The following is a 26,910-nucleotide window of genomic DNA, read 5'->3' as shown; positions in this document are numbered from 1 at the left end:
TTGATGAATATAACAAAAAAAGGATGATGTAGTTTTGATGTACCCTATTTCACTAAAAATCAATGATTTAAAAATTCAGATGTAGTAATGATGGGGTTAATAATTCTTTCCTTGATGTAGGCTGAAATAGTTTTATGGTGTTAAATCGACTGCATTTATTCACCAAAAAGCTTGCATTATGAGATTAAAATTTCAACTGCTCTGCCTCCTGTTTATGATGGGTGGTTTTCTACAGCAGTTATCCGCTCAATCCTTAACGGTTAGCGGAAAAGTAACCAATAAAAGTACCGGTGAGGCATTGGCGGGAGCTTCCGTTATGGTTCAGGGTACCCAATTGGCCACTCAAACCAATGGTCAGGGTCAGTTTACCATTACGGTAACCAAAGGCGCTGTACTGGTTGTATCCTTTGAAGGATTTGAATCTTCAAAAAACACGATCACCAATTCAGGAAGTCTGGGGATTGCGCTGGAATTAAGTACGGCTAATACCCTGAACGATGTAATCGTGATTGGGTATGGTACACGTAAAATCACCAAAGTTTCCGGTGCCATTTCTACTGTGAAGAGCGAGGACATTGAAAAATTAAAGCCGGTAAGAACAGAAGAAGCTTTGCAGGGTAGAGCTGCCGGGGTAAACGTAATACAAAACGGTACCCCTGGATCCAAGCCTACGGTGTTAATCAGAGGTATTCCTTCTTTTTCGGGAACCGATCCCATGGTAATCATAGATGGGGTTCCGCAAACCTTAACCGATTTTAACTCTATCAATGCGGCCGATATAGAATCGATCAACGTATTAAAAGATGCAGCTGCCACTGCCATCTACGGGGTTAAAGGAGGTAACGGCGTAATTGTGGTTACTACTAAGTCGGGTAGAAAAAACCAGAAAACAGATATCACTGTTAATGGCAACTATGGGGTGCAGAATGTAATCAATACCATTGGAGTATTGAATGCAAGTGAATATGGAGCCATGATTAACGAGGGGAGCACGGTTGCCGGTGGTCCGGTTATCTTCAGCGATCTGAGCAAACTGGGTGTGGGTACCAACTGGCAAAATGAAGTATTTAAGAATGCTTCTTTTCAAACCCATTCTATTGCAGCCAGAGGCGGTAGCGATAAAATGACCTATTTCTTGAGTGGGGGATATGTAGACCAGGGAGGGATTGTAGGCGGAGACAGCAAGAGCCGTTTCAGCAGAGGCAATTTCACCGCTAACCTTAATTTCGATTTAAGCAGTAAGGTAAAGTTGATTATTAATACCACAGCTGTTACTTTATCAGGAAGAGGGGTTCAGGAAAATTCTTTCAACTCTATTATTGGTAGCGCCATCAACTTTGATCCAACTGTACCGGTAATGAATACTGTTCCGAATACAGTGGGTAAATATGGATTTAGTACCCTGCTATTATCAGAGATTTATAATCCCCTTACCAAATTAGAAAACACATATAATAAGAACACGGGTTCCAAGATCTACGGAAAGTTTGAATTACAGTATGATGTAATGAAAGATCTAAAGTTGACTACCCGTTTTGGATATACCAAGTACGATGGTAATGCCAAGGGCTTTAATCCTCTGGTGTTCTATGGTCCGCAGAACGTAGACAATTCTATGAATGCAGACGGATCAACTGTTGCAGGAAGATTCAATAGTGTTTCTCATGAAAAAACCAGCAACTTTAACTGGACCTGGGAAACCTATGCGAACTATAATTTCAAAATCAATTCGGACCATCAGTTTGAAACTGTTGCTGGTATGGCAGTTGCTAAAACATCGGGCAATGCAGCAGGTGCAAGCAGACAGGATGTTCCTTTTAACTCATGGGATTTTGCTGATTTTACTGCAGCAACCGGAAACAACAATGCTACCAATAGTAATGCTATCAACGGATATTATTACCAGTATTTCAGAAGAAACCTTTCTTATTTTGGAAGGGTAAACTATGATTTTAAAGATCGTTACTTAGCTTCTTTAACATTAAGAAGAGACGGTTCTTATGCATTTGGATCTGAGAATAGATTTGCCAACTTCTTGTCTGGATCTGCCGGATGGGTGGTTTCTAATGAGTCTTTCTTTAAATCTAAAGCCATCAATTATTTAAAGATTAGAGGTAGCTATGGTTCTATAGGAAATGAAAATGTAAACCCTCAATATGTTTCTATTGTAACAGGTGGACCTAGTTATGGTCCTACTGCCAACAGTAATGGGTACAATTTCGGAGATGTATTTTATCCGGGTTCAACTGTAGCTTCTGCTGCTAATAATGCATTGCGTTGGGAGAAACAATTACAAGCCAATATTGGATTTGATATTGCATTTCTTTCTAGAAAATTAAATATTAGTGCCGATTATTTCCAGAAGAATGTAAATGGTTTATTATTTACACCTTCTGCTTCCTTGTATTTGGGTACTGTGCCTATTCCAACAGCAAATATTGGTTCTACCAGCACAAGAGGGGTAGACCTAACCATCAATTACAGCGATGTATTTGGTAAGAGCCTTCGTTTTTCTTCTGCCTTAACTTTCACCAGTGCCAAGAACAAAGTAACAGCAACCAATGATGATGGTACTGCAAGAATTTTGGGAGGATACTATTTTAATGGTCAAAGCCAGAGTGTTACTGTTTTTGAAAAAGGACAGACACCGGGTTATTTCTTTGGATACAAAACACTGGGCTTATTTCAGAATGCTGCCGATATAGCCAGGGCTCCATCACAGCCTGGGGCTGTTCCAGGCGATATTCAATTTGCAGACATCAATGGAGATGGAAAAATTAATGCAGATGATAGAACCAAGATTGGAGATCCATTCCCTGCATTTACCATTGGATGGAATTTGAATCTGGAGTATAAAAACTTTGATTTCAATATGTTTACTTATGCGTCAATTGGGAATGATATTTACAAAGCCTATGAAAGAAATGCCAACTACTCTAATAAGTCAAGAGAAGTATTGGCTCGCTGGACAGGCGAAGGATCAACCAATGATGCAAGATTCCCTCGTTATTCATTCACTGACGCCAATAGTAATATTCGCGTAAGTGATCGTTATGTTGAAGATGGTTCTTTTGTCAAAATCAAGAATATTCAGTTAGGGTATACATTCCCTTCATCTTCTATTAAAAAGGCATTCAGCAAATTAAGAGTATATGTACAGGTAAGAAATGCATTTGTGTTTACCAAGTACACAGGATTTGATCCTGAAATTGCCGGAGGAATTCTGGATACAGGTATTGATCGTGGAGCATATCCACAAGCAAGAACCTTCTCATTTGGTTTAGACATTAAACTCTAACGAAAACAAATTACAACAATGAAAAAGTTTAACTATACAATACTAAGTCTGGCCATGGTTTCCATGCTTAGTGTCTCTTGTAAAAAATGGGTTGACTACGATCCCAAAGAAGATTTTATCATTACAGAAAAAGAATACCTGCGTTCTGAATCAGATTACAGAACTATGGCCGTGAGTGTTTACACGCCACTGCAGTGGTTAAATCAGGCCGTAGTTGTAGGAGAAATTGCATCAGACAATGCTGTAGCTGGTGGAGAAAACGCTTCTGACGTCTTAAGCTTGCAGCAGATTGATGATTACACTCATACACCTATCAACAGTACCTTACAGGAACTATGGGTAAGTGCTTATGAAGGAATTAACAGAGCCAATTACATGACGCAGTACAAGACCACGAATTTGGCAGGTGCCAAAGTGGAGTTTGCAGGTAAGGAAGCGCTGTATGGTGAAATACATTTTTTACGTGCCTACTATTATTTCACTTTAGTGAAATTTTTTGGCGATGTTCCTTTATTCATAGACAAGCGATTGGGCCTAACCGATTCCAAATCTTTGAAGCGTGCACCTAAAGCAGATGTATACAAGCAAATTGAGGCAGACTTAACAGCTGCTGTTGCAGCTTTACCTGCAGTGCAGGTTCAGAAAGGAAGAATTACTAAATATGCAGCTCAGGCTTTATTAGGTAAAGTGTATTTGTATCAGAATAAATTTACGGAAGCTGCTACCACTTTGGAAGCGGTGATTACTGCCAATGCATTTACATTGGTAAGCAATTACGGGTCTATGTTTTTGGCCTCTGGTGAAAATGGGCCTGAATCAGTTTTTGAAATTCAGTACAGCAACAATTCACCTTATTACAACTGGGGCGGTGCTACCAGAGGTCAGGGTAATTATGCCGTACAGCAATGTGGTGTAAGAGGGTTAAACGGAACCGCAGCCATGCCTTATGCTGCAGGATGGAGTACGAATTTGCCAACGACTAATTTAGCAGCTGCTTACACAGCAGGTGATCAGCGTAAGGATGTAACCATTCTGGATATTGAAGCCTACAAGAATGCTAACCCGAGCTTCAATATAACCTATCAAGTTGCTCCGTATAAGAATACAGGTTTATACAATCAGAAATACTTACCTAGAAAAGGTGAAACATCTGGTCAGATTGAACTGAACTATACCAACAATTTTCGCATCATCCGTTATGCTGATGTGTTGTTGATGGCTGCTGAAGCATTCAATCGTTCTACTACACCCAATGATGCCAAAGCCCTTACTTATTTAAACAGAGTAAGAGAGCGTGCATTTGGTAATACCAGCAATAATTTTTCTGGTGCTGGAACTGCATTAAGAGATGCCATATGGAACGAACGCAGACTAGAGCTGGCCATGGAAGGAGACCGCTTCTTTGATCTGGTTAGAACTGGCAGAGCTGCATCTCGTATCACAGGCTTTGTAGTAGGTAAACATGAAGTGTTTCCTATTCCTCAACAGGAAGTGGAGATATCTGGTTTAACACAAAACAGCGGCTATTAATCAACCCACAAAAAACAGATTATGAAATCAATAAAAATTTTATTCAGCGCAATTCTGTTGGGATTGATTTTCACAGGTTGCAATAAAAAAGACTTCACCGATACTTCTTTCGTTGAATCTGCAGGAGTTCCTGCAAAGCTAACTGCATTGTTTACCATTACACAGGACAATACAGGTCTTGTTACCATTACACCCAATGGTGAAGGTGCTGTTTCTTATGATGTATATTTTGGAGATGCTACTACTACCCCTGTAAAAGTACAGGCAGGTAAAAGCACTACCCATGTTTACAAAGAGGGCGTATACAATGTTAAACTGGTTGGATACAATGTGTCTGGCAAAACAACAGAAGCGACCCAACAATTAACAGTAACATTCAGAGCACCAGAAAATTTAGAAGCTACTGTAGATATAGATCCCAGTAATAACTTCAAAGTGAATGTAGGTGCCAAAGCATTGTACGAAACTTTCTTTCAAGTGTATTTTGGAGATGTTGCTAATGAAGTGCCCACAAATTTTAACGAAGGTCAAACGGTAAGCCATGTTTATGCGGCTACTGGAACCTATACTGTTAAAGTAGTTGCTTTAAGTGGCGGTGCAGCTAAAACAGAATTTACAAAAACAGTTACGATTGTTGATCCTGTATTGTTGCCGGTTACTTTTGAATCTCCAACTTTAAATTATCAGTTTTTCAATTTTGATGGTGGTAATGCAAGTGTTGTAAATAATCCTTACAAAACAGGCATCAATACCAGTAATCGTGTGGGTCGAATGATAAAGGGCGCAGGACAACCTTGGGGCGGTTCTGTAATGCCATTGAGTGCACCCATTGATTTTAGTACTAATAAGATTTTCAGAATGAAAGTGTATTCTCCTAGAGTGGGAGCGAAAGTGCTATTGAAAGTGGAGAATGCAGCCAATGGGGCTATTAATTTTGAAAGAGAGCGCACAACAACAGTAGCCAATGCTTGGGAAGAAATTGGATTTGATTTTAGCACCATCAACACCGCCAATGTATACAACAATATCGTATTGATTTTTGAATTAGGTACTGTTGGAGATGGTTCACCTAATTTTACTTTCTTATTTGATGATATCCGATTAGCAGCAACTATGCCAACCAATCAGATTGACTGGCCGGTAACTTTTGATGTTGTTGGTACTAATTATACGGTTACAGATTTTGGTAACAACCAGTCTGAGTTGGTGAATGATCCTACCAATGCGGCTAACAAAGTCATGAAAACTACTAAGCCAAATGGAGCAGAAACCTGGGCGGGTACTACTATTGGGACCCCTAGTGGTTTTGCAAGAGCTATTCCAATTAGCACTACTACTTCACAAATGAGTGTTAGGGTGTATTCACCAGCTGCAGGATTAAAAATCAGATTAAAGATTGAAGACGCTGCTGATGGCACCAAGTCAGTTGAGACAGATGCTACTACAACTGTTGCTAATACTTGGGAAACACTAATTTTTGATTTTGCTAATCCTGTAACGGGAACAGCTGCGATCAATGCTGCTTATCGGTATGATAAAGCTTCCATTTTCTTTGATTTTGGTACAGCCGGAAATGGAAAGGTATTTTATTGGGATGATGTACGTTACCTAAGTACGAATGTAGTAGCTACTGTTAGTCTTCCACTCAATTTTGAAAACACCTCACTCACTTACACATTTACCAATTTTGATGGTGGTGGTGCAACTGTTATTGATAATCCGTTTAAAACCGGAATTAATACCAGCAATAAAGTGGGTAGAATGATCAAAGGTCCAGGACAGCCATGGGGTGGCTCTTTTATTGAATTGGGAGGACCAATCGATTTCAGTAAGAAGACGTTTAAAATGAAAGTATACTCTCCACGAGCAGGTGCGAAAGTGTTGTTGAAAGTAGAAAATGCTACCAATGGTGCACTCAACTTTGAAAAAGAAGTAACTACTACTGTTGCGAATGGTTGGGAAGAACTGACATTTGATTATAGCGCCATCAACACTGCCAACAGTTACCATAAAATCGTATTGATTTTTGAACTGGGAACTGTAGGAGATGGAAGTAGCAATTTTACTTTTTACTTTGACGACATCAATCTTTTTTAATAGAATAAAACAAGTGATATGTTTAATAAAATAATAAAGGGTTTTGTAAGCTTCACTGCCATTGTATTTTTGGTAGCAGGCTGTAAAAAAGCCGACTATAGTTTTGGTGCCATCAAAGCGCCTGCTAGCTTAACGTTGAACACAACGGTAGTAGGGGTAGATGCTAGCAATCCAAATGGAAATGGAACAGGTACCGTAAATATTGCCGTTACTGCTACCAATGCCTTAACCTATAATATTGATTTTGGTGATGGCAAAACACAGGTAGTTCCTTCTGGAACCATCAGTTATAAGTATACTACGCCAGGTACCAATGAATTTACCATTGTTGTAAATGCCATTGGAACAGGAGGCAGTATTAGTACTATTAGCAAAAAAGTAAAGGTGTTCGTGGCATTTGAAATTCCTGCCAATATTGTTGCAGCATTAACCGGTGGATCCAGTAAAACCTGGGTAACGGATAAAGATGCTGTTGGCCATTTTGGTGTAGGACCTGCTAATGAATTTTCTCCTATTTGGTATGCAGCTACTCCTAATTCACGAGAAGCTTGCGCTTATGATGATGAAATTAGTTTTAGTAAGGATGCCAATAATAATATTACCATGACCATTGATAACAAGGGTCAATCATTTGCTATTGGTGCTGCAAGTACTTTTTATGGCTTCAGCGGAGGAGATGCCTGCTTTAGTATGAGTATTGCTGCTCCAAGAAGATTAAGCTTTATGAATGCAAACACTGGTTCAACTGCCGCCAACTCAACAAGAATAGCATTTACCGTTCCTGGAAATGGCATCATCAATTTTGGTACAGGTGGAACCAGTTATGAGATTCTTGCTATTTCTGCAACTGAGTTAAGTTTAAGAAATATTGGAATTGATGGAAATTCATGGTACCAGAAACTAAAAGTTAAATAGGCATGAGGTTCATATTAAGCGTGATAGGAATCGGATCTTTTTTGCTGCTTGGTTGCGGCAAGAAAGAATCCGGTCCAACAGTGGTGGCTCCCACCAATCTAACGGTAAATGCAGTAGTGAGTACAGATAATAGTGGCAACGTCAACTTTACTGCAAGTGCTACTAATGCCACTACCTATGACTACGATTTTGGAAACGGTGTTTTTCAAACGGTTCCTTCGGGGATTGTAACCTATAAGTATCCGGCATCGGGTACCTATACGGTTAACGTAATAGCCAAAAGTTCGAGTGGACAAACCATTTCTAAAAGCACACAAATAACCGTTGCTGTTGCACTGTCGCTTGTATTTTCTGATGAGTTTGATGCAAACGGTGCTCCAGATCCCTCTAAATGGGGATACGATATTGGAACGGGCTCTGGAGGTTGGGGTAATAATGAATTACAGCATTATACCAATCGCCTAGACAATGCATTCGTATCGAATGGAACGCTGAAAATTAAAGCTATCAAAGAAAATTTCAGTGGAAGTGCTTATACTAGTGCTCGTATTTTAACACAGAATAAATTCAGTTTTAAATACGGAAAAGTAGAAGTTAAAGCTAAACTACCAACTGGTATTGGAACCTGGCCTGCCGTTTGGATGCTGGGAAGTAATATTAACACAGTAAGCTGGCCTGCTTGTGGTGAAATTGATATTATGGAACACAAAGGTGCACAGCTTAACCGAATTTATGGAACTGTACACCATCCAGCAAGATTTGGTGGCAATGCCGATGGGGGTACACGAGATATTACCAACGCAACCACAGAGTTTCATATTTATACTATGGAGTGGAATGCTACATCCATTAAGTTTTTAGTAGATGGAAATGTATTTCATACGGTAGCGAATAATAACAGCTTACCTTTTAATCAAAATTTCTTTTTAATCATGAACCTGGCTATGGGAGGAACATTCGGTGGTGCTGTTGAAAGCGGCTTTACCAATGCAACTATGGAAATTGACTATATTAGGGTTTATCAATAGTAAAATTTTATGAAGCAAGCGAGACATAATATCAGCAGTCACTTTTGGTTACTGCTGGTGTTTCTTACTGCACAAGCAAGTACCAATATTTTTGCACAAACAAAAAACAAACCTTTTCAAAAATTGGTTTGGTCTGATGAGTTTAATGGAAAAGGATTGCCAGATCCTACTAAATGGGACTATGATACAGCAATGGGTTGCCCCAAAATTTGCGGATGGGGAAATAATGAGTTGCAGTATTATACCCATAAAAATACCAAGAATGTACGCCAGGAAGATGGCATGCTAATAGTGGAAGCCCGCAGGGAAAAAATGGGAGAAGCACAGTATACGAGTGCCAGAATTGTAACAAAAAATAAAGGCGATTGGAAATATGGACGCATTGATGTGCGCGCCAAACTGCCCGCCGGACGTGGCATGTGGCCTGCAATCTGGATGTTACCCACCGAATGGAAATATGGGGGATGGCCGCATAGTGGTGAAATTGATATCATGGAAAATGTTGGCTTTTGGCCTGATTCTGTTTTAGGAACCGTGCATACCAATGCATACAATGGCATGAAAGGGACACAAAAAACCAAGGGCCTCAATTTCAAAGATTTGTCCACGGCATTTCACGTGTATAGTATTGAGTGGGATGCAAAAAAAATTCGTTTCTATGTAGACAATATTTTATACAATGAATTTAAGAACAGTGGTAAGGGTGTGGACGAATGGCCCTTTGATCAACGTTTTCATTTACTCATCAATATAGCCGTAGGCGGAAACTGGGGCGGACAGAAAGGAATAGATGATAGCATATTCCCACAGAAAATGTATGTGGATTATGTTAGGGTGTATCAATAAGTATTGTCAGCTTCCTCATCAAAGTAGATTCCCAGAATTTGCTTGAAATAATAATCTTCTAATTGGGCTTTCTTGAAATTTTCCAAGGGAGCCCATATTTTTTCTTTGGGAAAATAGACTTCCATGGCTTCTTTCTGAGGAAAGATTTTATAGTCCATTTTAGTTCCGTGAATGGTAAAATAGCCGGGATACACAAAGTCCATTTCACCATCTATTGCGAACTGTCGGGTAATTAGCATGAGGAACTTACCTAAACTGTAGCGTTTATAATCGGGATGATAAAAATGGAGAACAGACATAAGGGATTGTTGGCCCATATCAAAAAATGCCACTGCAATCAGCTGACCCTGATCAAAAACATTAATCATATAGGTCTCAAAAGCAGCGTCTTGGGTATTCACCTGTGGAATACAATCTTTACAGGTAGGATACCCATCAAAATCGACGCTGGCTAAGTATTGCGCATAGAGCGTTTCAATTTCTTCTGAAATAGTTGCTGGCTGAATAATGAAATTAAAACCCGCACATTTTTTACGAATGCGTCTTGTGGTTGGGGTTTCTTTAGATTTTTTTAGATTGAGCCGCAACCAAAACACAGGATCATACATTGCACTCTTTCCATACATTCCCTTAAATACCTCATTCGTAGTAAACAAGTCATTGCCCATTCTAAAATATCCGGTTGCCAAAGCATAGTCTAATATGTCTCTTTTGTAGATGCCTAGTTCCAAACTCATGCAGCAAAATTAGATCGCAAATTTGATTCAAAACTAAGGTGTACCTTTAACAATAGTGTCAATAGCGCAGGAATCAATCCCCCCCGAAATATCCGCCTGGCTATTGACGAAGTAAAACTATTTTCCCAGACTGTAACCTATTGGTAATGCCGAAAAACAAATCTGCTGTTTTACGTTATAGAATTATTGATGGCTGTTTAACCAATAGCATGCACCCCTATCCAACATTGGAAATGATTCAGAAAAAAATTGAATCGCAGTTGGACAAGCCCATTTCTATTTCGATGCTGAACAAAGACATTGCAGCCATGAAAGATATTTATGGGGCGCCCATTGCTTACGATAAACAGCGAGGAGGGTATTATTACAGCGAGAAGAATTTCTCTATTTCCGAGTTCCCCCTAACGGGCGAAGAAATTGAAGCCTTAGATTTCTCCACGGCTTTGTTGCAGCAAATCCGCGGCACCAGGTTGTTTCAGCAGTTTGAAAATGCCATCAATAAAGTAATAGAAGGATACCGAATCAGTAAAATTGAAGGGATTGCCCAACGCCAAATTTTACAAGTAGAAGAACCCGTTCGTCCGCAGAACAGTCCTTACCTAGAGCAATTGTTACAAAGTATTATCCACCAACAAGCACTAGAAGTAACTTACCAGGGGTATGGACGCGAAGCCAAAGTGCATCAGTTCTCTGCGCATTTATTAAAAGAGTACCGCAACTGCTGGTATGTGGTGGGCTATTCGGATCGGGCAAAGAATTTATTGATGTTTGCCTTGGATCGAATCAAATCCATTGCGGATAGTAAGAGCCGATATATTAAAGTAGACAGTTTTGATCCCCAGGAATTCTTTCAATACTCTTTTGGCATAACACAGATACACGAAGCGAAGCCCGAGAAAGTGGTATTGCAGTTCACGACGTATCAGGCGCCCTTTGTATTAAACCAGCCATTGCATCATTCACAGAAGTTGTTAAAACAAAATGAGGCTGTTGTAGAAATAGAATATCATGTGTATATTACAACTGAGTTAATCATGACCATCCTTTCTTATGGAAAGCAAGTGAAAGTATTGGCTCCTAAAACTTTAAAAGAGCAAATTCGAGCAACTGTGCAAGAAATGGCTGCGCTGTACGCTTAACCCTCCTCCCCAAACGTTACCACTCTGCCAATAGATGGCAGACCCCCCGCTTATATTTGTTTGAAAATTTTGACTATGGACCCAATGGTAATTGTTATTGGGGGTGGATTAGTGCTGTTAGCCATTTTAGCCACCCTATTTTTTGCGAAGTCTCGCACCACTGCACAGCTCACTGTTTTACAGGAACAAGTGAGACAAAAGGAAATGCTATTGCAAGAGCAATTGAGTGCCCGTGCTTTATTGCAAACGGAGAAAGAGCAACTGCTTGGCCGACTTTCTAAAACAGAAGCGCTTTTAGAAAATAGCCAGAACGCATTGAAGGAAGCCAAACAGACCAGCGAGTCTTTGGGCGCGCAACTCAAATTGGAGTTTGCTGAAATTGCCCATAAAGTGATGCAAAGCAATAGCGAACAATTGCGGGTAAAGAGCGAAGAAAAAATTGGTGAACTCTTGAAGCCATTGAAAACAGAACTAGGCGAGTTCAAGAAAAAAGTGGACGATGTATATGTGGCAGAAGCCAAGGATCGTCATGTATTAAAGGCCGAGATAGATCGCTTGATTACCATGAGCCAACAAGTGAGTCAGGAAGCGAATAATTTAACCACCGCACTTAAAGGCAATAACAAGACCCAGGGGAACTGGGGCGAAATGTTGTTGGAAAGCATATTAGAAAACAGCGGATTGATTAAGGGCAATCAATTTGTAACCCAAGAATTCATTCGGGACGCTGCTGGCAATATCATTAAAGACGAGGAAGGACGGGGCTTACAGCCAGACGTGATGGTGAAGTATCCCGATCAACGCACGATTATTATAGACTCTAAAGTTTCCTTGGTGCATTGGGAACAATATGTAAACAGCGAAGAGGAAACCGAACGCAACAAAGTGATGAGCTTGCATTTGAGTTCCTTAAAGTCGCATATTGATGGGCTGAGTAAAAAGAATTATCCCCGATATGCGAAGGCATTGGATTATGTATTGCTCTTTGTTCCGATTGAGCCAGCTTTTTTAGAAGCAGTGAAAAAAGACACGAATTTGTGGAAGTATGCCTATGATAAAAATATCATGTTGGTAAGCCCCACGAATTTATTGGCGGTCCTAAAAATTATTGCCGACCTCTGGAAGGTAGAACAGCAAAACCAAAATGCCATTGAGATTGCGGAGAAAGCGGGAATGATGTATGATAAGTTTGTGGGCTTTATCAGCAACTTAGAAGAAGTGGGCAAGAAGATTGAGGCAGCACAAGAATCGTATAAAGTGGCGTTTAATCAACTCAGTACGGGGAGAGGAAACTTGGTAGGTCGTGCGGAAGAGTTAAAGAAAATGGGCGCCAAAGCACAGAAACAGATTCCGGATAAAATTATTTATGAGTTGAAATAGCAAATGTAAAGTTTATGTTTAAGATTAATGATAGAGTTACTCTAATAAATAGAGATGATATTCATGGAGTAATTAATACTGTTAAGCAGAGTGGTATTATTACTTATTATGGGATTATGCTTGATACTGGTGACTTAGTGACTGAAATGGAAGGTAATATCAGATATAAGGTTGAGAACCCAAGCCCGATTGATTTATTTCGACAACTTAATTATGAAACAAAAGAAGAATACATTGTTCGAAGTGTAATAAATAAAATGTTTGGTAATAATAATGATATTATTGCAACACTAAAATCGTCTAAAACTACATTTCTCCCATATCAGTTTAAACCGTTAAGTAAATTTTTAAAATCAGAAAATAGAAGATTATTGATTGCTGATGAAGTTGGTTTAGGTAAAACAATTGAAGCTGGATATATATTAACTGAACTTTTTCTTAGAGATCAAATTAAAAATTGTTTAATTATTTGTAAAGCGTCTTTAAAAGAAAAATGGCAAACAGAATTAAAACTGAAATTTGGATTTGATTTTAAAATTTATAGTCGCCAAGAATTAGTATCTAAAATTAAAGAGGACTCAAAAGTTGGCCAAAAAGGAATATTTGGAATTATTAATTATGATTATAAGGAGAAAGCAAGTCAAGAAATCTTAGAGTTAATGCAAAAAGAGCATTACTATTTTGATATGTTAATAGTAGACGAAGCTCATATTTTACGAAATGAAGAAACAATTAAACATAAAGCTGTTAAAAGAATTCTTGAGACTACAGTTAATTGTATTTTTCTTACTGCAACCCCAGTAATGACATCTTTAAAAAATTTATACAGTCTTGTAAAAATTCTTGAACCTCGCTATGATAATTACAAAGATCCAAAACAAAACATGGATTTCGGGTATTCGCTTTTTATGGATCATCTTGAATTAAGTAATCCTTTTATAGATGCTTTGAATAAAATCAATCTTGGAGTTAGTCCTAAAAAAGTTATTTCTGATTTAATAAATAAGGAAATCACTTTAAAATATACTCTTTTAGATGATTCTTACTCTTATTCACAGGTAGTTAAACTAACTGATAGATTTAAAAATGATATTTTATTTCAATCAGTAATAAACATGAACAAGATAATTGATTTCAGACCATCTGATGTGGCACTTTTACAAAAAAAACTTGCGGATTTAAATTCATTTCAAGATATTATCACTAGAACAAGAAGGCGCGAAGTACAAACAAATATTAAAACGGTAACAAGAAGGGCAGAAAAGATACCAGTATATTTTTCTCAAACTGAAATGGATTTATATGAATCAATTTTATATGATTTTGAGGACACCCCTTTAAAATTAGTTACGAGAAAACGACAAGCTACAAGTTGTTTGCCCGTTTATATTGAAAAATATATCTCTAATGAATTTAATTCTTCCATTGACTTCGAGGACTCTAAATTCAAAGAATTTAGAAAAATTGTAGATAAAGTTGTGGTTCAAAATGGCAAAAAGTTGATTGTATTTTCATTTTTTAAAGATACTCTAAGATATCTTGAGACATTATTAAATGCAAATAATATACAAACCATAAAGATTGACGGAGACACTCCAATAAGTAATCGTCAAGAACAAGTTGATAAGTTTAAACTTAGTATTAAACCACTTGTTTTACTGTCTTCAGAAGTAGGGAGCGAAGGTTTAGATATGCAATTTTGTGATGCTTTGGTCAATTACGACTTACCATGGAATCCGATGGTAGTAGAACAGCGAATAGGAAGAATAGATAGAATCGGTCAAACTTCTGATGTAATTCATATTTATAATTTATGTATTCAGGATACAATCGAAGATCAAATATTTGAGAGATTACTTAATCGAATACACATATTTGATCAGTCAATTGGGGGATTAGAAGATATTTTAAGCTCTGATGAAAGTATATTCTCTACTAACGAAGGACTTGAAAGTATTATATATGGGTATAAACTATCCCCAGATGCAATTGAACAGAAAATGAGAGAGATTGAAGTTGCTATTGAACAAGCAGAGCTTACTCGAAAACAAATTCAGGAAAACTTAGAAGATTCATTTTTAAATGAACAATATATTAATGATGAAATTGATTCAATCAACAAACAAAAGAAATATATAACTCAAGATGATATAAGAGCCCTAATGAAATTACTTTTTCAAAGTAGACTCTCATCATTAGGATGTAATTTGGAAAAAGGTAATTCATATATTAGATGGTCGAATGGTGATCATGGCCTTTTTGATTTTATAGAACAAAATATTCCTTTAAGGATAAAAAATCCTCAATTATATTTAAAATATATTGATTTTAAAAGTAGATATATAAAGGAAAGTAAAGTTGAAATTACTTTCGATCAAGAAGAAGCTTATGAAAATAGGATAATAGAATTTATATCAGCTTCACATCCATTAACTCAAGCTGCATTTAATTATTTTAACTCAAAAAATAAATCAGTTAAAAATGCATTTTCTTTTTGCGTTCAAAAAGAATTTGCACCTAAAGGGTTAGATAGTAATACAATATACTTTTTGGCTAAGTATAAATTGACATATACAAAATATTCAATGGCGCTTAGAGATCCGGACAAGAGTTCTCATGAACTAACATTGTTTTTTAAACTGACTCAAAGCAACTCTTTAGAAGAGCTTAATAGTGATCAATCTCAATTATTAAATTCAATTGAAATTGAAAAATGGTTTACAAATTTCGAACAAAACCCTAATAAAGATGAGTCTTATTACATGATGGAATTACTAGAGCCATTATTAATGCATGCTTTTTTTACAAAAAAAATGAAACTAGAAGAGGAGTTAAAAAACACTTACTTATCAAGACAATATCGCTTAATTGACACAGAAATTGACTTTTTAAACAGGCAAATTGAAAGAGCTGAAAATATTTTTAAAGAAAATAGTGATAACTCAATTAGGTTTATTTATAAAGAACAAATTGATCGATATAACCAAAAGATAGAACAATTAAACTCTCAGAAAAAGAACGTTAAAGTATTTATCGATGATGATTTTCAATCCTTAACATTAATTCAATTTATTTAAAATGAAAAAAATAAAAGTAGGAATTGATTTCGGCACTTCTCAGACAAAAATCTGCTCTAGAAATATTGACAACGATCAAAATCAGTTTGTTTTTCACAAATTTTCTTTTAATGATGATTATTCTTTGCCTACTACAATCAGTGTAGAAAAGTCTGGAAAATGTTTATTTGGAATTACTGCCCCTAATAGCATAAGATTTTTTAAAATGAAAGCTTTGTTCTCTGAAAATGAATTTTATAAGAATCAGCTTACTCATTCTATTAAATTCGATTTGAAAAATCATCCAGAAATTTGCTGTATCTTATATCTATGCTATTGTATTTTAGATATCAAATCTACTTATAAGATAAAAACAGATCAGCCAAATGAGAAAAAATCAATTCTTTCTCGATTCTTTAAAAATAAAAGTGTGTCTGATTCTATAGAAGATTCTCGCCAAACACTTAGTCATCAATTTCATTTTACCGTTGGCATTCCAACACGTTATGACTGGACACCAGAAGAACACAAAAGAAGAAGTTTGCAATATGAAATGCTTTATCTGGCATTAGAATTATCTAATTCTTACGAAAACTTAAATACATATCTTGAAGATAACTTGAAAAATTATCTTGATAAAATTAGAGTTATTTATGTTACATTTTTAAATATTGAAAAAAAAGATTTATTAGATTTTTATGCATCTAAAAATATTTTTATTGTAGCTGAAACAACAGCTGGAATTTTTGTTTTATTAAATAGATTTCAAAGAACTTTAGAATCATTGAGAGGTAATTATCGTGCTATTGAAAAATTCAAGAAATCCTTCTTAGGTAACTATATTACTCTTGATGTTGGTGCTGGAACTACGGATGTTTCTTTTTTTTCTCTTACTACTGATAGAAATAGAATACGATTGGACTACCATGCATCTGAAACCATAGATTACGCATCTAATTTTTTAATTCGAGATTATCTCAAATTAAGGGATAATCTTGATGAAGTTAGTGAAGATGATATCGCTACGTTTAATTTTTTAATTGATGATAAGATTTGGAATACTGCTCTTGGGTATTCTAGAACAATTTTGAATAAAAGAATCAGGTCAAAAATATTACAAGGACTCTTGGAAAAATATGCAAACAGTTTTAGAAATAATTGGCAATTTGATGAAAATAATACTAAAGCCAAGGGTTGTAAAGTTTATGGAGGTGGCTCGAAATTAAATGCTTTTGCACGGGGACAAATTGAATTGCATAATCAAGGTGTTCTTGTATATAATCCTGCATTAACAGTAACGACTGAAATACATCCTTTAATTGAAGGAAATGGAGCAGAGTACCTTACAAATATTGAATTTATTAATACTAATGGTAGCCCTTTCAAAAAGAAAGAACTTAATAAAGTTATTGAAAGGATTCATTATTTAAATACTGCACTTGGTTTGTGTATGGTAGACAATTTAAATAATCCAAATGCATTACAAGCATATCGAAAGAATCATTCAACTCTTATAATTCCGGCAAATAATGAAGGATATGATGAGGGTATGATTCAATATGATATTTTTAACAGAGATTGGCTTTAATAAACATGAATATGAAGCCACCCAAACATATTTTATCGAAGTCAACGTTTATGTATGGCTGCCACTGCCCCAAGCGCTTGTGGTTGCATAAATACAAGCCAGCGTTAAGGGATGAAATGGACGAAGTACAACAAGCGGTATTTCAACAAGGAACCGATGTAGGAAAGTTAGCGGAGCAATTGTTTCCTGGGGGAGTAGACGCGCGACCTAAGGATACTTACTCTTATCAGCAATCGGTTGCTGATACGGCGAAGTATATTGCCCAAGGACATGAAGTCATTTATGAAGCGGCTTTTCAATACAAGGGACTCTTGTGTGCGGTAGATATTTTAGTAAAGCAAAAAGACCAATGGTATGCCTATGAAGTAAAGAGTACCACTTCTGTGAAGCCCCAGCATATACCCGATGCGGCATTTCAATATTATGTCATAACACGGGCAGGGTTGGACTTAGCTGATTTTAGTATCATTCATTTGAATAATCAATATATCCGCAAAGGGGACTTGAATGTGCAAGAACTATTTTGTGCGGAATCGGTGTTGGACGATATTTTATTGGAGCAGGATTTTACTCATTCGCAGGGCGAAAGCTTAAAAGAAATGTTACAGCATAAAACCGAAATGCCAGCAATAGAAATGGGTGATCATTGCAACAAGCCCTATGCCTGTGACTTTCAGGGTTTTTGTTCTGAGGGATATGAGGCTGAAGAAGAAGAGCCAGAAGAAGAATATATAGATAAGGAATTTGTACAGGAATTTTTATCGGCTATTGAGTATCCTATTTATCATATGGATTTTGAATCCTGGAGTACCGCTGTTCCAGAATATGATGGACATTGGCCTTACCGACAGGTTTGTTTTCAATATTCGGTGCATGTAGAAAGAACGCCCAATGCTGAGCCTGAACACTATGCATATTTAGCGGAAGGAGCCCATTGTTCTGGTCTGGCTTTTCTGGAAAGTTTATTGACTGTATTGGGAGATACTGGTTCCATATTGGTGTACAATAAAAACTTTGAAGCTACTCGCTTGAAAGAGCTGATGCGGGAATATCCACAATATGAAAATGTTATTCAGAATGTGTTGGATAGAATGATTGATTTAATGCAACCCTTCCGAAAACATGTTCGCTTGCCAGCTATGCAGGGTTCTTATTCAATTAAGCAGGTATTGCCAGCCATAGTTCCTGAATTGAGTTATAATGATTTAACCATTGGTAATGGAGGTGATGCCAGTACCGCTTTTTATAACTTGAAGCATACGCTGGATGAACAAGATGTTGAGCAAACTCGCCAAGCTTTGCTAGAGTATTGTAAAATGGATACCTGGGCGATGGTGAAGTTGTTGGGGGTGTTGAGGGGGATAAAGAGTTAAACGAACGAATTTATAAACTAAAATCAAAAATTATGGCAAACTGTCATGGTAAAGCAGCAGGAACAACATGTGGTGGTACACTGTATAAATGCCCTAAGTGTGGACTATCAGGTTGTAAAAATGTTCGTAATGGACAAAAGTGTAATAACAATATTACCAAAGATTCAGGTGGAACTTGTAGAAACTGTGGCACTCATTTGAAACCTCTTTAATGTTGATTTTTTGAATCAATCTTAGCATTAAAATAAATAGTATAATTACACAGAATTAAGTGTAAATAGAGGGAATTTATATAAAGCAAAACCATGGCAAGAGAATTAGAAAGAGACGAACTACACCGAACCATTTGGCAAATAGCTAATGATTTGAGAGGTAGTGTAGATGGATGGGATTTTAAAACCTATGTATTAGGCATGTTATTTTATCGGTTCATTTCAGAGAACCTTACCTCCTATATTAATAAAGAGGAACAGCGAACTGGCCATTTGAACTTTAACTATGCTGATATTTCAGATAAGGATGCTGAATTAGGTAGAGTGGATACAGTAAAGGAAAAAGGCTTTTATATTCTGCCTTCAGAGTTGTTTGTCAATGTTCGTAAAAAGGCAAAGGCAGATGAAAACTTGAATGAAACATTGAGTCGTGTTTTCAAGAATATTGAGCATTCGGCCAAAGGCACAGATAGCGAAGATGACCTCAAAGGGTTGTTTGATGATCTGGATGTGAACAGTAATAAACTGGGCGCAACGGTTACCAAGCGAAATGAAGCACTAGTTAAAATATTGGATTCCATCGGCGATTTAAAATTAGGCGATTATCAAGACAATAGTATTGATGCTTTTGGTGATGCGTATGAGTTTCTGATGACCATGTATGCCAGTAATGCTGGAAAATCAGGTGGTGAATTTTTTACTCCTCAGGAAGTGTCAGAACTCTTGGCTGAAATTACTGTAGTGGGTAAGAAACAGGTGAATAAAGTGTATGACCCTGCGTGTGGTTCGGGTTCACTGTTGTTGAAGTTTGCAAAAGTACTGGGCAAGGACAATGTTAGACAAGGATTTTATGGGCAGGAAGTGAACATTACCACTTACAACCTTTGTCGTATCAATATGTTTTTGCACGACATCAATTATGAGAAATTTAATATTGCACATGGCGATACACTAACAGACCCTAGCCATTGGGATGATGAACCCTTTGATGCGATTGTTTCTAATCCGCCCTATTCAATTAAATGGGAAGGCGATGCAAATCCTTTGTTGATTAACGACCCCCGATTTGCTCCTGCAGGAGTATTGGCTCCTAAAAGCAAAGCCGATCTTGCCTTTACATTGCACATGTTGCATTGGCTTTCTACTTCTGGTACAGCAGCTATTGTTGAGTTCCCTGGTGTGTTATATCGCGGAGGGGCAGAACAAAAAATACGTAAATACTTAATTGATAACAATTATGTAGATGCTGTAATTCAGTTACCATCCGACCTGTTCTTTGGAACCACTATTGGTACATGCATCATTGTATTGAAGAAAAGCAAGAAGGATAATGCCACTTTATTTATTGATGCATCAGCCGAGTTTATTCGTGGTGGTAATAAAAACAAACTCACCGATAACAACCGCAAGAGAATTCTCAACGCTTATGTTGAAAGAAAGGATGAAGCTCATTTTGCGAAACTGGTATTGAATAGCGACATATCTGAAAATGATTACAATATTGCTGTAAGCAGTTATGTGGAGCAGGAAAATACTACCGAGGAAGTGGACATTGAAAAACTAAATGCTCATATCGCTGAAATAGTGAATAAGCAAAATAAACTGCGTACGGCCATTGATGAAATTATTGCGAATTTAGAAGGAGGCAGTGCTTAATAAAACTGATAAAATTTTCGTATGGCAAAGCAAATCTCAAAAAATCTGTCGGTTTTTGAACAGATAAAACAGATTGATGAAAATGGCAATGAATTCTGGATGGCTCGTCAATTAGCTAAAACTTTAGATTATACAGATTTTAGAAATTTTCTCGGTGTAATCGAAAAAGCGAAAGAGGCTTGTCAAAATAGTGGACAAGCTGTTGCTAACCACCTCGTTGGGTTCAACGAGGTGGTAGCTGTGGGTTCTGGGGCAACACATTCTTATCCAAGTTATAAGCTGTCTCGATATGCATGTTATTTAATTGTACAAAATGCTGATCCTTCAAAAGAAGTGGTGGCTCTGGGTCAAACTTATTTTGCTGTGCAGACAAGGATACAGGAAATAACACAGATGGAAGCTTATAACCAATTAAGCAACAAGGATGAAAAAAGATTATTTCTTCGCAACGAATTGGCAAAACACAACACCCATTTAGCTGCAGCTGCAAAAAATGCTGGTGTTATTACTTCCTTAGATTATGCCATCTTTCAAAATCATGGTTATATGGGTTTATACGGTGGGCTTGATGCAAAAGCTATACATAAATCGAAAGGACTTAAAAAAAATCAGCAGATACTTGACCATATGGGCAGCACTGAATTAGCGGCTAACCTATTCCGAGCTACACAAACTGAGGAAAAATTACGAAGAGAAAATATAAAGGGCAAACAAAAAGCTAACCAAACACATTTTGAAGTTGGTAAAAAGGTAAGAAAAACTATAGAGGAACTTGGTGGCACCATGCCAGAAAATTTACCTATCGCCAACAACATTAAAGAAGTAAAGAAAGCCCAAAAACCTAAGCAGATAAAATCAAAAAAGAAATGAGTAGGATAGATGAATTGATACAAGAGTTTTGTCCTGACGGTGTTGAATATATTACATTAGGTGAAACCTGTGATATTAGAACGGGAAAAGGAATTACAAAAAATGATGGGGATGCTAATGCTATGTACCCTATCATAAGCGGTGGTAGGGCGCCGATGGGATACTATCATGCATTTAATAGGTCAGAGAATACTGTTACAATTTCACGAGTAGGTGCTAATGCTGGGCATGTAGGTTTTATGGAAAGAAAATTTTATTTAAACGATAAGTGTTTTTCTGTTTTACCTAAGGAGGAATATCATAATCAATTTAATAATAAGTTCCTGTTTTATACTCTTAAAGCTAATGAATCAAATATAACTGGACTCCAAAGTGAAGGAGGCGTTCCAACAATAAACACTACAAAAGTTTCAAATATTTGGGTTCCAAAGCCACCGATCGAAATCCAAAACGAAATAGTCAAAACCCTCGACTTGTTCACTGAATTGGAAGCTGAATTGGAAGCTGAATTGGAAGCTAGGAAAACGCAATATACTTATTACAGAGATGCTTTGCTGAGTTTTGAAGGGAAAGAAGTGGAATGGAAAACGTTGGGGACGATTTGTAAAAATGTAACATCAGGAGGAACACCTCTTGCTAATAAATCAGAATATTACAACAACGGCACAATCCCATGGCTTAGAACACAAGAGGTACGTTTTATTGACATTTATAGTACTGAAATAAAAATTACAGAGCTGGCTCTTAAGCAATCTTCAGCTAAATGGATTCCAGCGAATTGTATAATAGTTGCAATTTCAGGAGCAACAGCTGGACGTTCTTGTATAAACAAAATTCCATTGACAACAAATCAACACTGTTGTAATCTTGATATAGATTCTTCGCAAGCAAACTATAGATACGTATTTCATTGGGTGTGTGCTAAATATGAAAAATTGAAATCATTGGGTCAGGGAGCAAGAGCAGATTTAAACTCTGGTATAATAAAGTCTTTCCCAATTGCAGTGCCGTCATTACATGAACAAGAAAAAATAGCTTCAATTTTGGAAAACTTCGATTCCTTAGTAAATGACATTTCCAGTGGACTACCAGCCGAGATAGAAGCCCGTAAAAAGCAATACGAGTATTATCGAAATAGATTATTAACCTTTAAGCCTATTCAAAATTCGAGTACAGCAAAAAGAAATCACAATGCCAATTTTAAAGTGGTCGAATTTGACCACTTTAAATCAAAAGCTGACTAATACAGAAACGGTTTACTTTTCTGTTTGTAGTTAAAAAGTAAAAATATTTGAAATAATAAACTGGCTAAAGAGATGTACAATATAGTTGCTGAAAATCCGGAGAGCACAGTTGTTGCCGAATACCAGTCTCCCTTTAAAAGAGAAGCGGCCTACCAAACAGAAGACCAGCTGGAGAAGGCATTCATTCAACTATTGCGAGGTCAGGCCTATGATTATTTAATAATCAATAGTGAAGAAGCATTAGTTAACAATCTCCGTGTTCAGTTACAAAATCTTAACAACTATACATTTAGCGATAAAGAGTGGGATCATTTCTTTAGAAGTAAAATTGCCAACCCCAATAGCGGAATTGAGGAAAAAACAACATTGATTCAGGAAGACCATATTCAAATCCTGGATTGTGATGATGGTACAAAAAAAAATATTTACCTGCTGGATAAAACAAGTATTCATAATAATCAGTTACAGGTAATTAATCAATATGAGGTTGCTGATGGGCAACGCCCCAACCGCTATGATGTTACCATACTGGTAAATGGTTTACCACTGGTACATATTGAGTTAAAGAAAAGGGGGGTAGATATTAAAGAAGCCTTCAATCAAATTAATCGATATAATAGGGAGTCTTTCTGGAGTGGCTCAGGATTGTTTGAGTACGTTCAGTTATTTGTGATATCCAACGGCACCTATACCAAGTACTATAGTAACACCACAAGATTTTCACATGTAAGGGATCAAAGTCGCAATGCAGCTGCAAATAAAAAACGTACCAGCAACAGTTTTGAGTTTACTTCTTGGTGGGCAGATGCCAATAACCGACCTATTACTGACCTGATGGATTTTGGCCGCACATTTTTTGCTAAACATGCGCTATTAAATATTCTCTGTAAATACTGTGTATTTACTTCTGATAAGCTTTTGTTGGTTATGCGTCCTTACCAGATTGTAGCGACAGAAAGAATTTTAGGCCGAATCAACGTAGCCAATAATTATAGAAGCTATGGCAGCATTAATGCTGGCGGTTATATATGGCATACTACGGGTAGCGGTAAAACATTGACTTCGTTTAAAACGGCCCAACTGGTCAGTAAATTTCCATTTATACATAAAGTGCTTTTTGTGGTAGATAGGAAAGACCTGGACTATCAAACCATGAAAGAATATGATAAGTTTGAAAAAGGAGCTGCCAACAGCAATACTAATACTACTATTTTAAAGAAGCAATTAAGTGACCCTAAGACAAATATTATTATTACAACTATTCAGAAGCTTTCCATTCTGATAAAGAAAGAAAAAGACCATCTGGCTTTTAATCAGCCTATTGTGATCATTTTTGATGAATGCCATCGTTCGCAGTTTGGGGACATGCATAAGTCAATCACCAAAGCTTTTAAGAAATACTTTCTATTTGGTTTTACAGGCACTCCCATATTTGCGATTAATGCTAGCAGTAGTAATCGGCCGGATTTAAAAACCACTGAACAAGCATTTGGGGATAAGTTGCATACTTATACCATAGTAGATGCCATCAATGATAAAAATGTGCTGCCGTTTCGTATTGATTATATACGAACCATGAAAGAGCAGGAAGATATTAAAGATGAAAAGGTTTGGGACATAGATAGAGAGAGAGCACTGGCAGATCCAAAGAGGATATCGAATGTAGTCACCTACATTTTAGAGCATTTTGATCAAAAAACAAAGCGAAACAGTAAGCCCTACAGCTTTAGTTCTTTAAAAAATATTCATGAAGTAGCTTCTGCTAAAGAGCGGGAGAAGATTGAAGAAGTAAAGCAGAAAATAAGACTTAGCGGCTTTAATTCCATTTTTGCAGTTAGCTCTATTGATTTTGCCAAATTATATTACAAAGAGTTTATAAAGCAACAAAGCAGTTTGCCCGAATTGCAGCGTTTGAAAGTAGCCACTATTTTTAGTTTTGGTGTCAATGAAGATGAAGAAGATGGTCTGCCTGATGAAAACTCTGAAGGTACCGAAGGACTTAGTGTATCTGATAGGGATTTCTTAGACTCAGCAATCAAGGACTACAATCAAATATTCAAAACGAATTATGATACATCAACTGATAAATTTCAAAATTATTATAAGGATGTATCACTGAGAATGAAGAATAGAGAGATTGACCTGCTTATTGTAGTCAATATGTTTCTTACTGGTTTTGATGCAACCACATTGAATACCCTATGGGTAGATAAAAACCTTCGATTGCACGGATTGCTCCAAGCGTATTCGAGAACCAATCGAATTTTAAACTCTGTGAAGACATTTGGCAATATTGTTTGCTTCAGAAACTTAGAGAAAGCAACCAATGAAAGCATTGCCTTGTTTGGTGATAAGGAAGCTGGTGGTATAGTACTCCTAAAAACATTTGACGAATATTATAATGGGTATAAAGATGGTGAAAAGACCTTTCCTGGCTATGTTTCATTGATCAAAGAGCTAACAGCAAAGTTTCCAGTGAGTGAACAGATAATCGGTGAACAGAATCAAAAGGACTTTATTCGCTTATATGGGTCCATCCTTAAAGCAAAAAACATACTCGCCACTTTTGATGAATTTGTAGGCAAAGAAATACTTACTGAACGCGATGTACAGGATTACCATGGTATGTACATTAATATTTATCATGAATTCCGTAATAAAAAAACTGGTGATGCTGAAAATGTCAATGATGATATTGTCTTTGAAATGGAGTTGATAAAGCAAGTAGAGATAAACATCGACTATATTTTAGAATTGATTGTGAAATATCATGAAGGACACCTTCGGGATAAGGAGATCATCATCAGCATTAATAAGGCAATTGACTCCAGTGTGGAATTAAGGAACAAAAAAGACCTCATTGAACAATTTATTCAATCGCTTAATCCAGCTTCAAAAGTCAACGATGATTGGCATCATTTTGTTGAAGAAAAAAAATTGCAAGAATTAGATCAGATTATATTGGATGAAGGACTAGATAAAGAAGGGACATACAAGTTCATTCAGAATTCTTTCCGGGATGGATATGTACAAACCACGGGTACTGGATTAGCTAAAATTCTTCCACCAGTGTCAAGATTTACACCAACTGGTGAAAGAACGCAAAAAAGAGAAACGGTGATTGAGAAAATAAAAACATTCTTCAATAGGTTCTGGGGGGTATCTAATAGTCTGCTTAATTAAAACTTACATTTCAAATGCCTAACAGCCTAGCATTAACAGTAACAAAGGAAAGTTTAATCAAAGCTTTAGAAAAATTCATTATTGAAAAGCCAATACCAAAGAATTCAACTAAGTAAGTTTTAATTTATAATGGATAATGAATATGAAAATTGATGTGAAATTTATTAAACGCGTTTTAAAGTTCTAATTCTTATACGTCACATATCAATAATAATCCAATTAATATTAGACACTATTTCCAAATCTTTAATCGTTTTTCAATTTCTTCAGCTAATTTTTGATTGCTCTTAAATAGGAAATTTACTTCTGTAAGAAGTTTTAATTTCAAATTAGCTTCTTTTGGTTTCAAATTATTGGTTTCAACAAGCTTATCTAATATCCAAATCACACCGTGGCACTCAATTTCTTTATTCTTTGCATAATTTCTAATTGTTTTATCACTACTCAATACACATGCATTTATTTTATTGGCAATGTGTAAAACACTTTTGTCAGCCTCTGATAAGGATTTTGGATATTTATCCGAGTAAATTTCTACGAAATCTTTTTCTTGTAAATTATGAACATAAAGTTTACTGACAGATTGATATGCCTCTAGAATTTGTTGCTGCTCATGATACAATTCGTTGAGAACTGATGTTGTAGTGTGTATTTCCAAATCAAGATTGAAAAATATGTTTATTAGCCCCAAGTCATACAAGTCAATAAAAATATTGGCATCTGTAACGGCAGTTTTTAATTTCATATCCAATCAGGCT

17 protein-coding genes are annotated in these 26,910 nt (G+C 36.6%); 15 read left to right on the top strand and 2 right to left on the bottom strand.

Annotated elements, in window-relative coordinates; genetic code table 11:
* Positions 1-178 precede the first annotated feature (178 nt).
* The 6 genes from TEGAF0_RS09995 to TEGAF0_RS09970 are packed head-to-tail and all read left to right on the top strand — an operon-like array spanning position 179 to position 9,714.
* Positions 179-3,298, top strand: a complete 3,120-nt coding sequence (locus TEGAF0_RS09995) for a SusC/RagA family TonB-linked outer membrane protein (protein ID WP_264898037.1) — start codon at positions 179-181, stop codon at positions 3,296-3,298.
* A gap of 18 nt (positions 3,299-3,316) precedes the next feature.
* Positions 3,317-4,828, top strand: coding sequence for a RagB/SusD family nutrient uptake outer membrane protein (locus TEGAF0_RS09990; RefSeq protein WP_264898036.1), 1,512 nt, complete (start codon positions 3,317-3,319; stop codon positions 4,826-4,828).
* 21 nt (positions 4,829-4,849) lie between these two features.
* Positions 4,850-6,925, top strand: a complete 2,076-nt coding sequence (locus TEGAF0_RS09985; protein WP_264898035.1) for a hypothetical protein — start codon at positions 4,850-4,852, stop codon at positions 6,923-6,925.
* Positions 6,926-6,943: 18 nt separating this feature from the next.
* Positions 6,944-7,840, top strand: coding sequence for a hypothetical protein (locus tag TEGAF0_RS09980; protein WP_264898034.1), 897 nt, complete (start codon positions 6,944-6,946; stop codon positions 7,838-7,840).
* Positions 7,841-7,842: 2 nt separating this feature from the next.
* Positions 7,843-8,868, top strand: coding sequence for a family 16 glycosylhydrolase (locus tag TEGAF0_RS09975; protein WP_264898033.1), 1,026 nt, complete (start codon positions 7,843-7,845; stop codon positions 8,866-8,868).
* Positions 8,869-8,877: 9 nt separating this feature from the next.
* Positions 8,878-9,714: a glycoside hydrolase family 16 protein gene (locus TEGAF0_RS09970; RefSeq protein ID WP_264898032.1), complete on the top strand. Its 837-nt coding sequence runs from the start codon at positions 8,878-8,880 to the stop codon at positions 9,712-9,714.
* Here the strand turns inward: TEGAF0_RS09970 and TEGAF0_RS09965 are convergent.
* Positions 9,708-10,451 (bottom strand): hypothetical protein, encoded by a 744-nt coding sequence (locus TEGAF0_RS09965; protein ID WP_264898031.1) that lies wholly within the window; start codon positions 10,449-10,451, stop codon positions 9,708-9,710. The two genes, TEGAF0_RS09970 and TEGAF0_RS09965, sit on opposite strands and share 7 nt — an antisense overlap.
* 146 nt (positions 10,452-10,597) lie before the next feature.
* Here TEGAF0_RS09965 and TEGAF0_RS09960 point away from each other — a divergent pair, with 146 nt between their 5' ends.
* The 9 genes from TEGAF0_RS09960 (at position 10,598) to TEGAF0_RS09920 (ending at position 26,152) form a co-directional block, all read left to right on the top strand.
* Positions 10,598-11,590, top strand: a complete 993-nt coding sequence (locus TEGAF0_RS09960) for a helix-turn-helix transcriptional regulator (RefSeq protein ID WP_264898030.1) — start codon at positions 10,598-10,600, stop codon at positions 11,588-11,590.
* 75 nt (positions 11,591-11,665) lie between these two features.
* On the top strand, positions 11,666-12,970 hold the full coding sequence (locus TEGAF0_RS09955) for a DNA recombination protein RmuC (RefSeq protein ID WP_264898029.1): 1,305 nt from the start codon (positions 11,666-11,668) through the stop codon (positions 12,968-12,970).
* 14 nt (positions 12,971-12,984) lie between these two features.
* Entirely contained in the window at positions 12,985-16,047 is a 3,063-nt protein-coding gene (locus TEGAF0_RS09950) for a DEAD/DEAH box helicase (protein ID WP_264898028.1), read from the top strand.
* Position 16,048: 1 nt separating this feature from the next.
* Complete coding sequence (locus TEGAF0_RS09945) at positions 16,049-17,614, top strand: acetate and sugar kinases/Hsc70/actin family protein (protein ID WP_264898027.1); 1,566 nt, start codon at positions 16,049-16,051, stop codon at positions 17,612-17,614.
* A gap of 11 nt (positions 17,615-17,625) precedes the next feature.
* Entirely contained in the window at positions 17,626-18,987 is a 1,362-nt protein-coding gene (locus TEGAF0_RS09940; RefSeq protein WP_264898026.1) for a DUF2779 domain-containing protein, read from the top strand.
* A 305-nt stretch (positions 18,988-19,292) separates the two neighbouring features.
* Positions 19,293-20,855: a type I restriction-modification system subunit M gene (locus TEGAF0_RS09935; RefSeq protein ID WP_264898025.1), complete on the top strand. Its 1,563-nt coding sequence runs from the start codon at positions 19,293-19,295 to the stop codon at positions 20,853-20,855.
* A gap of 21 nt (positions 20,856-20,876) precedes the next feature.
* Positions 20,877-21,725, top strand: coding sequence for a DNA damage-inducible protein D (dinD, locus tag TEGAF0_RS09930; RefSeq protein WP_264898024.1), 849 nt, complete (start codon positions 20,877-20,879; stop codon positions 21,723-21,725).
* Positions 21,722-22,969, top strand: a complete 1,248-nt coding sequence (locus tag TEGAF0_RS09925; RefSeq protein WP_264898023.1) for a restriction endonuclease subunit S — start codon at positions 21,722-21,724, stop codon at positions 22,967-22,969. Before dinD ends, TEGAF0_RS09925 begins: the two co-directional genes overlap by 4 nt.
* A 72-nt stretch (positions 22,970-23,041) precedes the next feature.
* Positions 23,042-26,152: a type I restriction endonuclease subunit R gene (locus TEGAF0_RS09920; protein WP_264898022.1), complete on the top strand. Its 3,111-nt coding sequence runs from the start codon at positions 23,042-23,044 to the stop codon at positions 26,150-26,152.
* Positions 26,153-26,384: 232 nt separating this feature from the next.
* Here the strand turns inward: TEGAF0_RS09920 and TEGAF0_RS09915 are convergent, their stop codons facing one another.
* Positions 26,385-26,897, bottom strand: coding sequence for a PIN domain-containing protein (locus TEGAF0_RS09915; protein WP_264898021.1), 513 nt, complete (start codon positions 26,895-26,897; stop codon positions 26,385-26,387).
* Positions 26,898-26,910 lie beyond the last annotated feature (13 nt).

This window comes from Sediminibacterium sp. TEGAF015 (genome assembly GCF_025997995.1).
Lineage (GTDB): Bacteria > Bacteroidota > Bacteroidia > Chitinophagales > Chitinophagaceae > Sediminibacterium.
Note: the sequence above shows the minus strand (reverse complement) of the source record. Positions and strands in the feature narration are given on the sequence as shown.

Coding starts and splice junctions, on each gene's coding strand:
- TEGAF0_RS09995 (WP_264898037.1), top strand. CDS start 179: ATGAGATTAAAATTTCAACTGCTCTGCCTCCTGTTTATGATGGGTGGT.
- TEGAF0_RS09990 (WP_264898036.1), top strand. CDS start 3,317: ATGAAAAAGTTTAACTATACAATACTAAGTCTGGCCATGGTTTCCATG.
- TEGAF0_RS09985 (WP_264898035.1), top strand. CDS start 4,850: ATGAAATCAATAAAAATTTTATTCAGCGCAATTCTGTTGGGATTGATT.
- TEGAF0_RS09980 (WP_264898034.1), top strand. CDS start 6,944: ATGTTTAATAAAATAATAAAGGGTTTTGTAAGCTTCACTGCCATTGTA.
- TEGAF0_RS09975 (WP_264898033.1), top strand. CDS start 7,843: ATGAGGTTCATATTAAGCGTGATAGGAATCGGATCTTTTTTGCTGCTT.
- TEGAF0_RS09970 (WP_264898032.1), top strand. CDS start 8,878: ATGAAGCAAGCGAGACATAATATCAGCAGTCACTTTTGGTTACTGCTG.
- TEGAF0_RS09965 (WP_264898031.1), bottom strand. CDS start 10,451: ATGAGTTTGGAACTAGGCATCTACAAAAGAGACATATTAGACTATGCT.
- TEGAF0_RS09960 (WP_264898030.1), top strand. CDS start 10,598: ATGCCGAAAAACAAATCTGCTGTTTTACGTTATAGAATTATTGATGGC.
- TEGAF0_RS09955 (WP_264898029.1), top strand. CDS start 11,666: ATGGACCCAATGGTAATTGTTATTGGGGGTGGATTAGTGCTGTTAGCC.
- TEGAF0_RS09950 (WP_264898028.1), top strand. CDS start 12,985: ATGTTTAAGATTAATGATAGAGTTACTCTAATAAATAGAGATGATATT.
- TEGAF0_RS09945 (WP_264898027.1), top strand. CDS start 16,049: ATGAAAAAAATAAAAGTAGGAATTGATTTCGGCACTTCTCAGACAAAA.
- TEGAF0_RS09940 (WP_264898026.1), top strand. CDS start 17,626: ATGAAGCCACCCAAACATATTTTATCGAAGTCAACGTTTATGTATGGC.
- TEGAF0_RS09935 (WP_264898025.1), top strand. CDS start 19,293: ATGGCAAGAGAATTAGAAAGAGACGAACTACACCGAACCATTTGGCAA.
- dinD (WP_264898024.1), top strand. CDS start 20,877: ATGGCAAAGCAAATCTCAAAAAATCTGTCGGTTTTTGAACAGATAAAA.
- TEGAF0_RS09925 (WP_264898023.1), top strand. CDS start 21,722: ATGAGTAGGATAGATGAATTGATACAAGAGTTTTGTCCTGACGGTGTT.
- TEGAF0_RS09920 (WP_264898022.1), top strand. CDS start 23,042: ATGTACAATATAGTTGCTGAAAATCCGGAGAGCACAGTTGTTGCCGAA.
- TEGAF0_RS09915 (WP_264898021.1), bottom strand. CDS start 26,897: ATGAAATTAAAAACTGCCGTTACAGATGCCAATATTTTTATTGACTTG.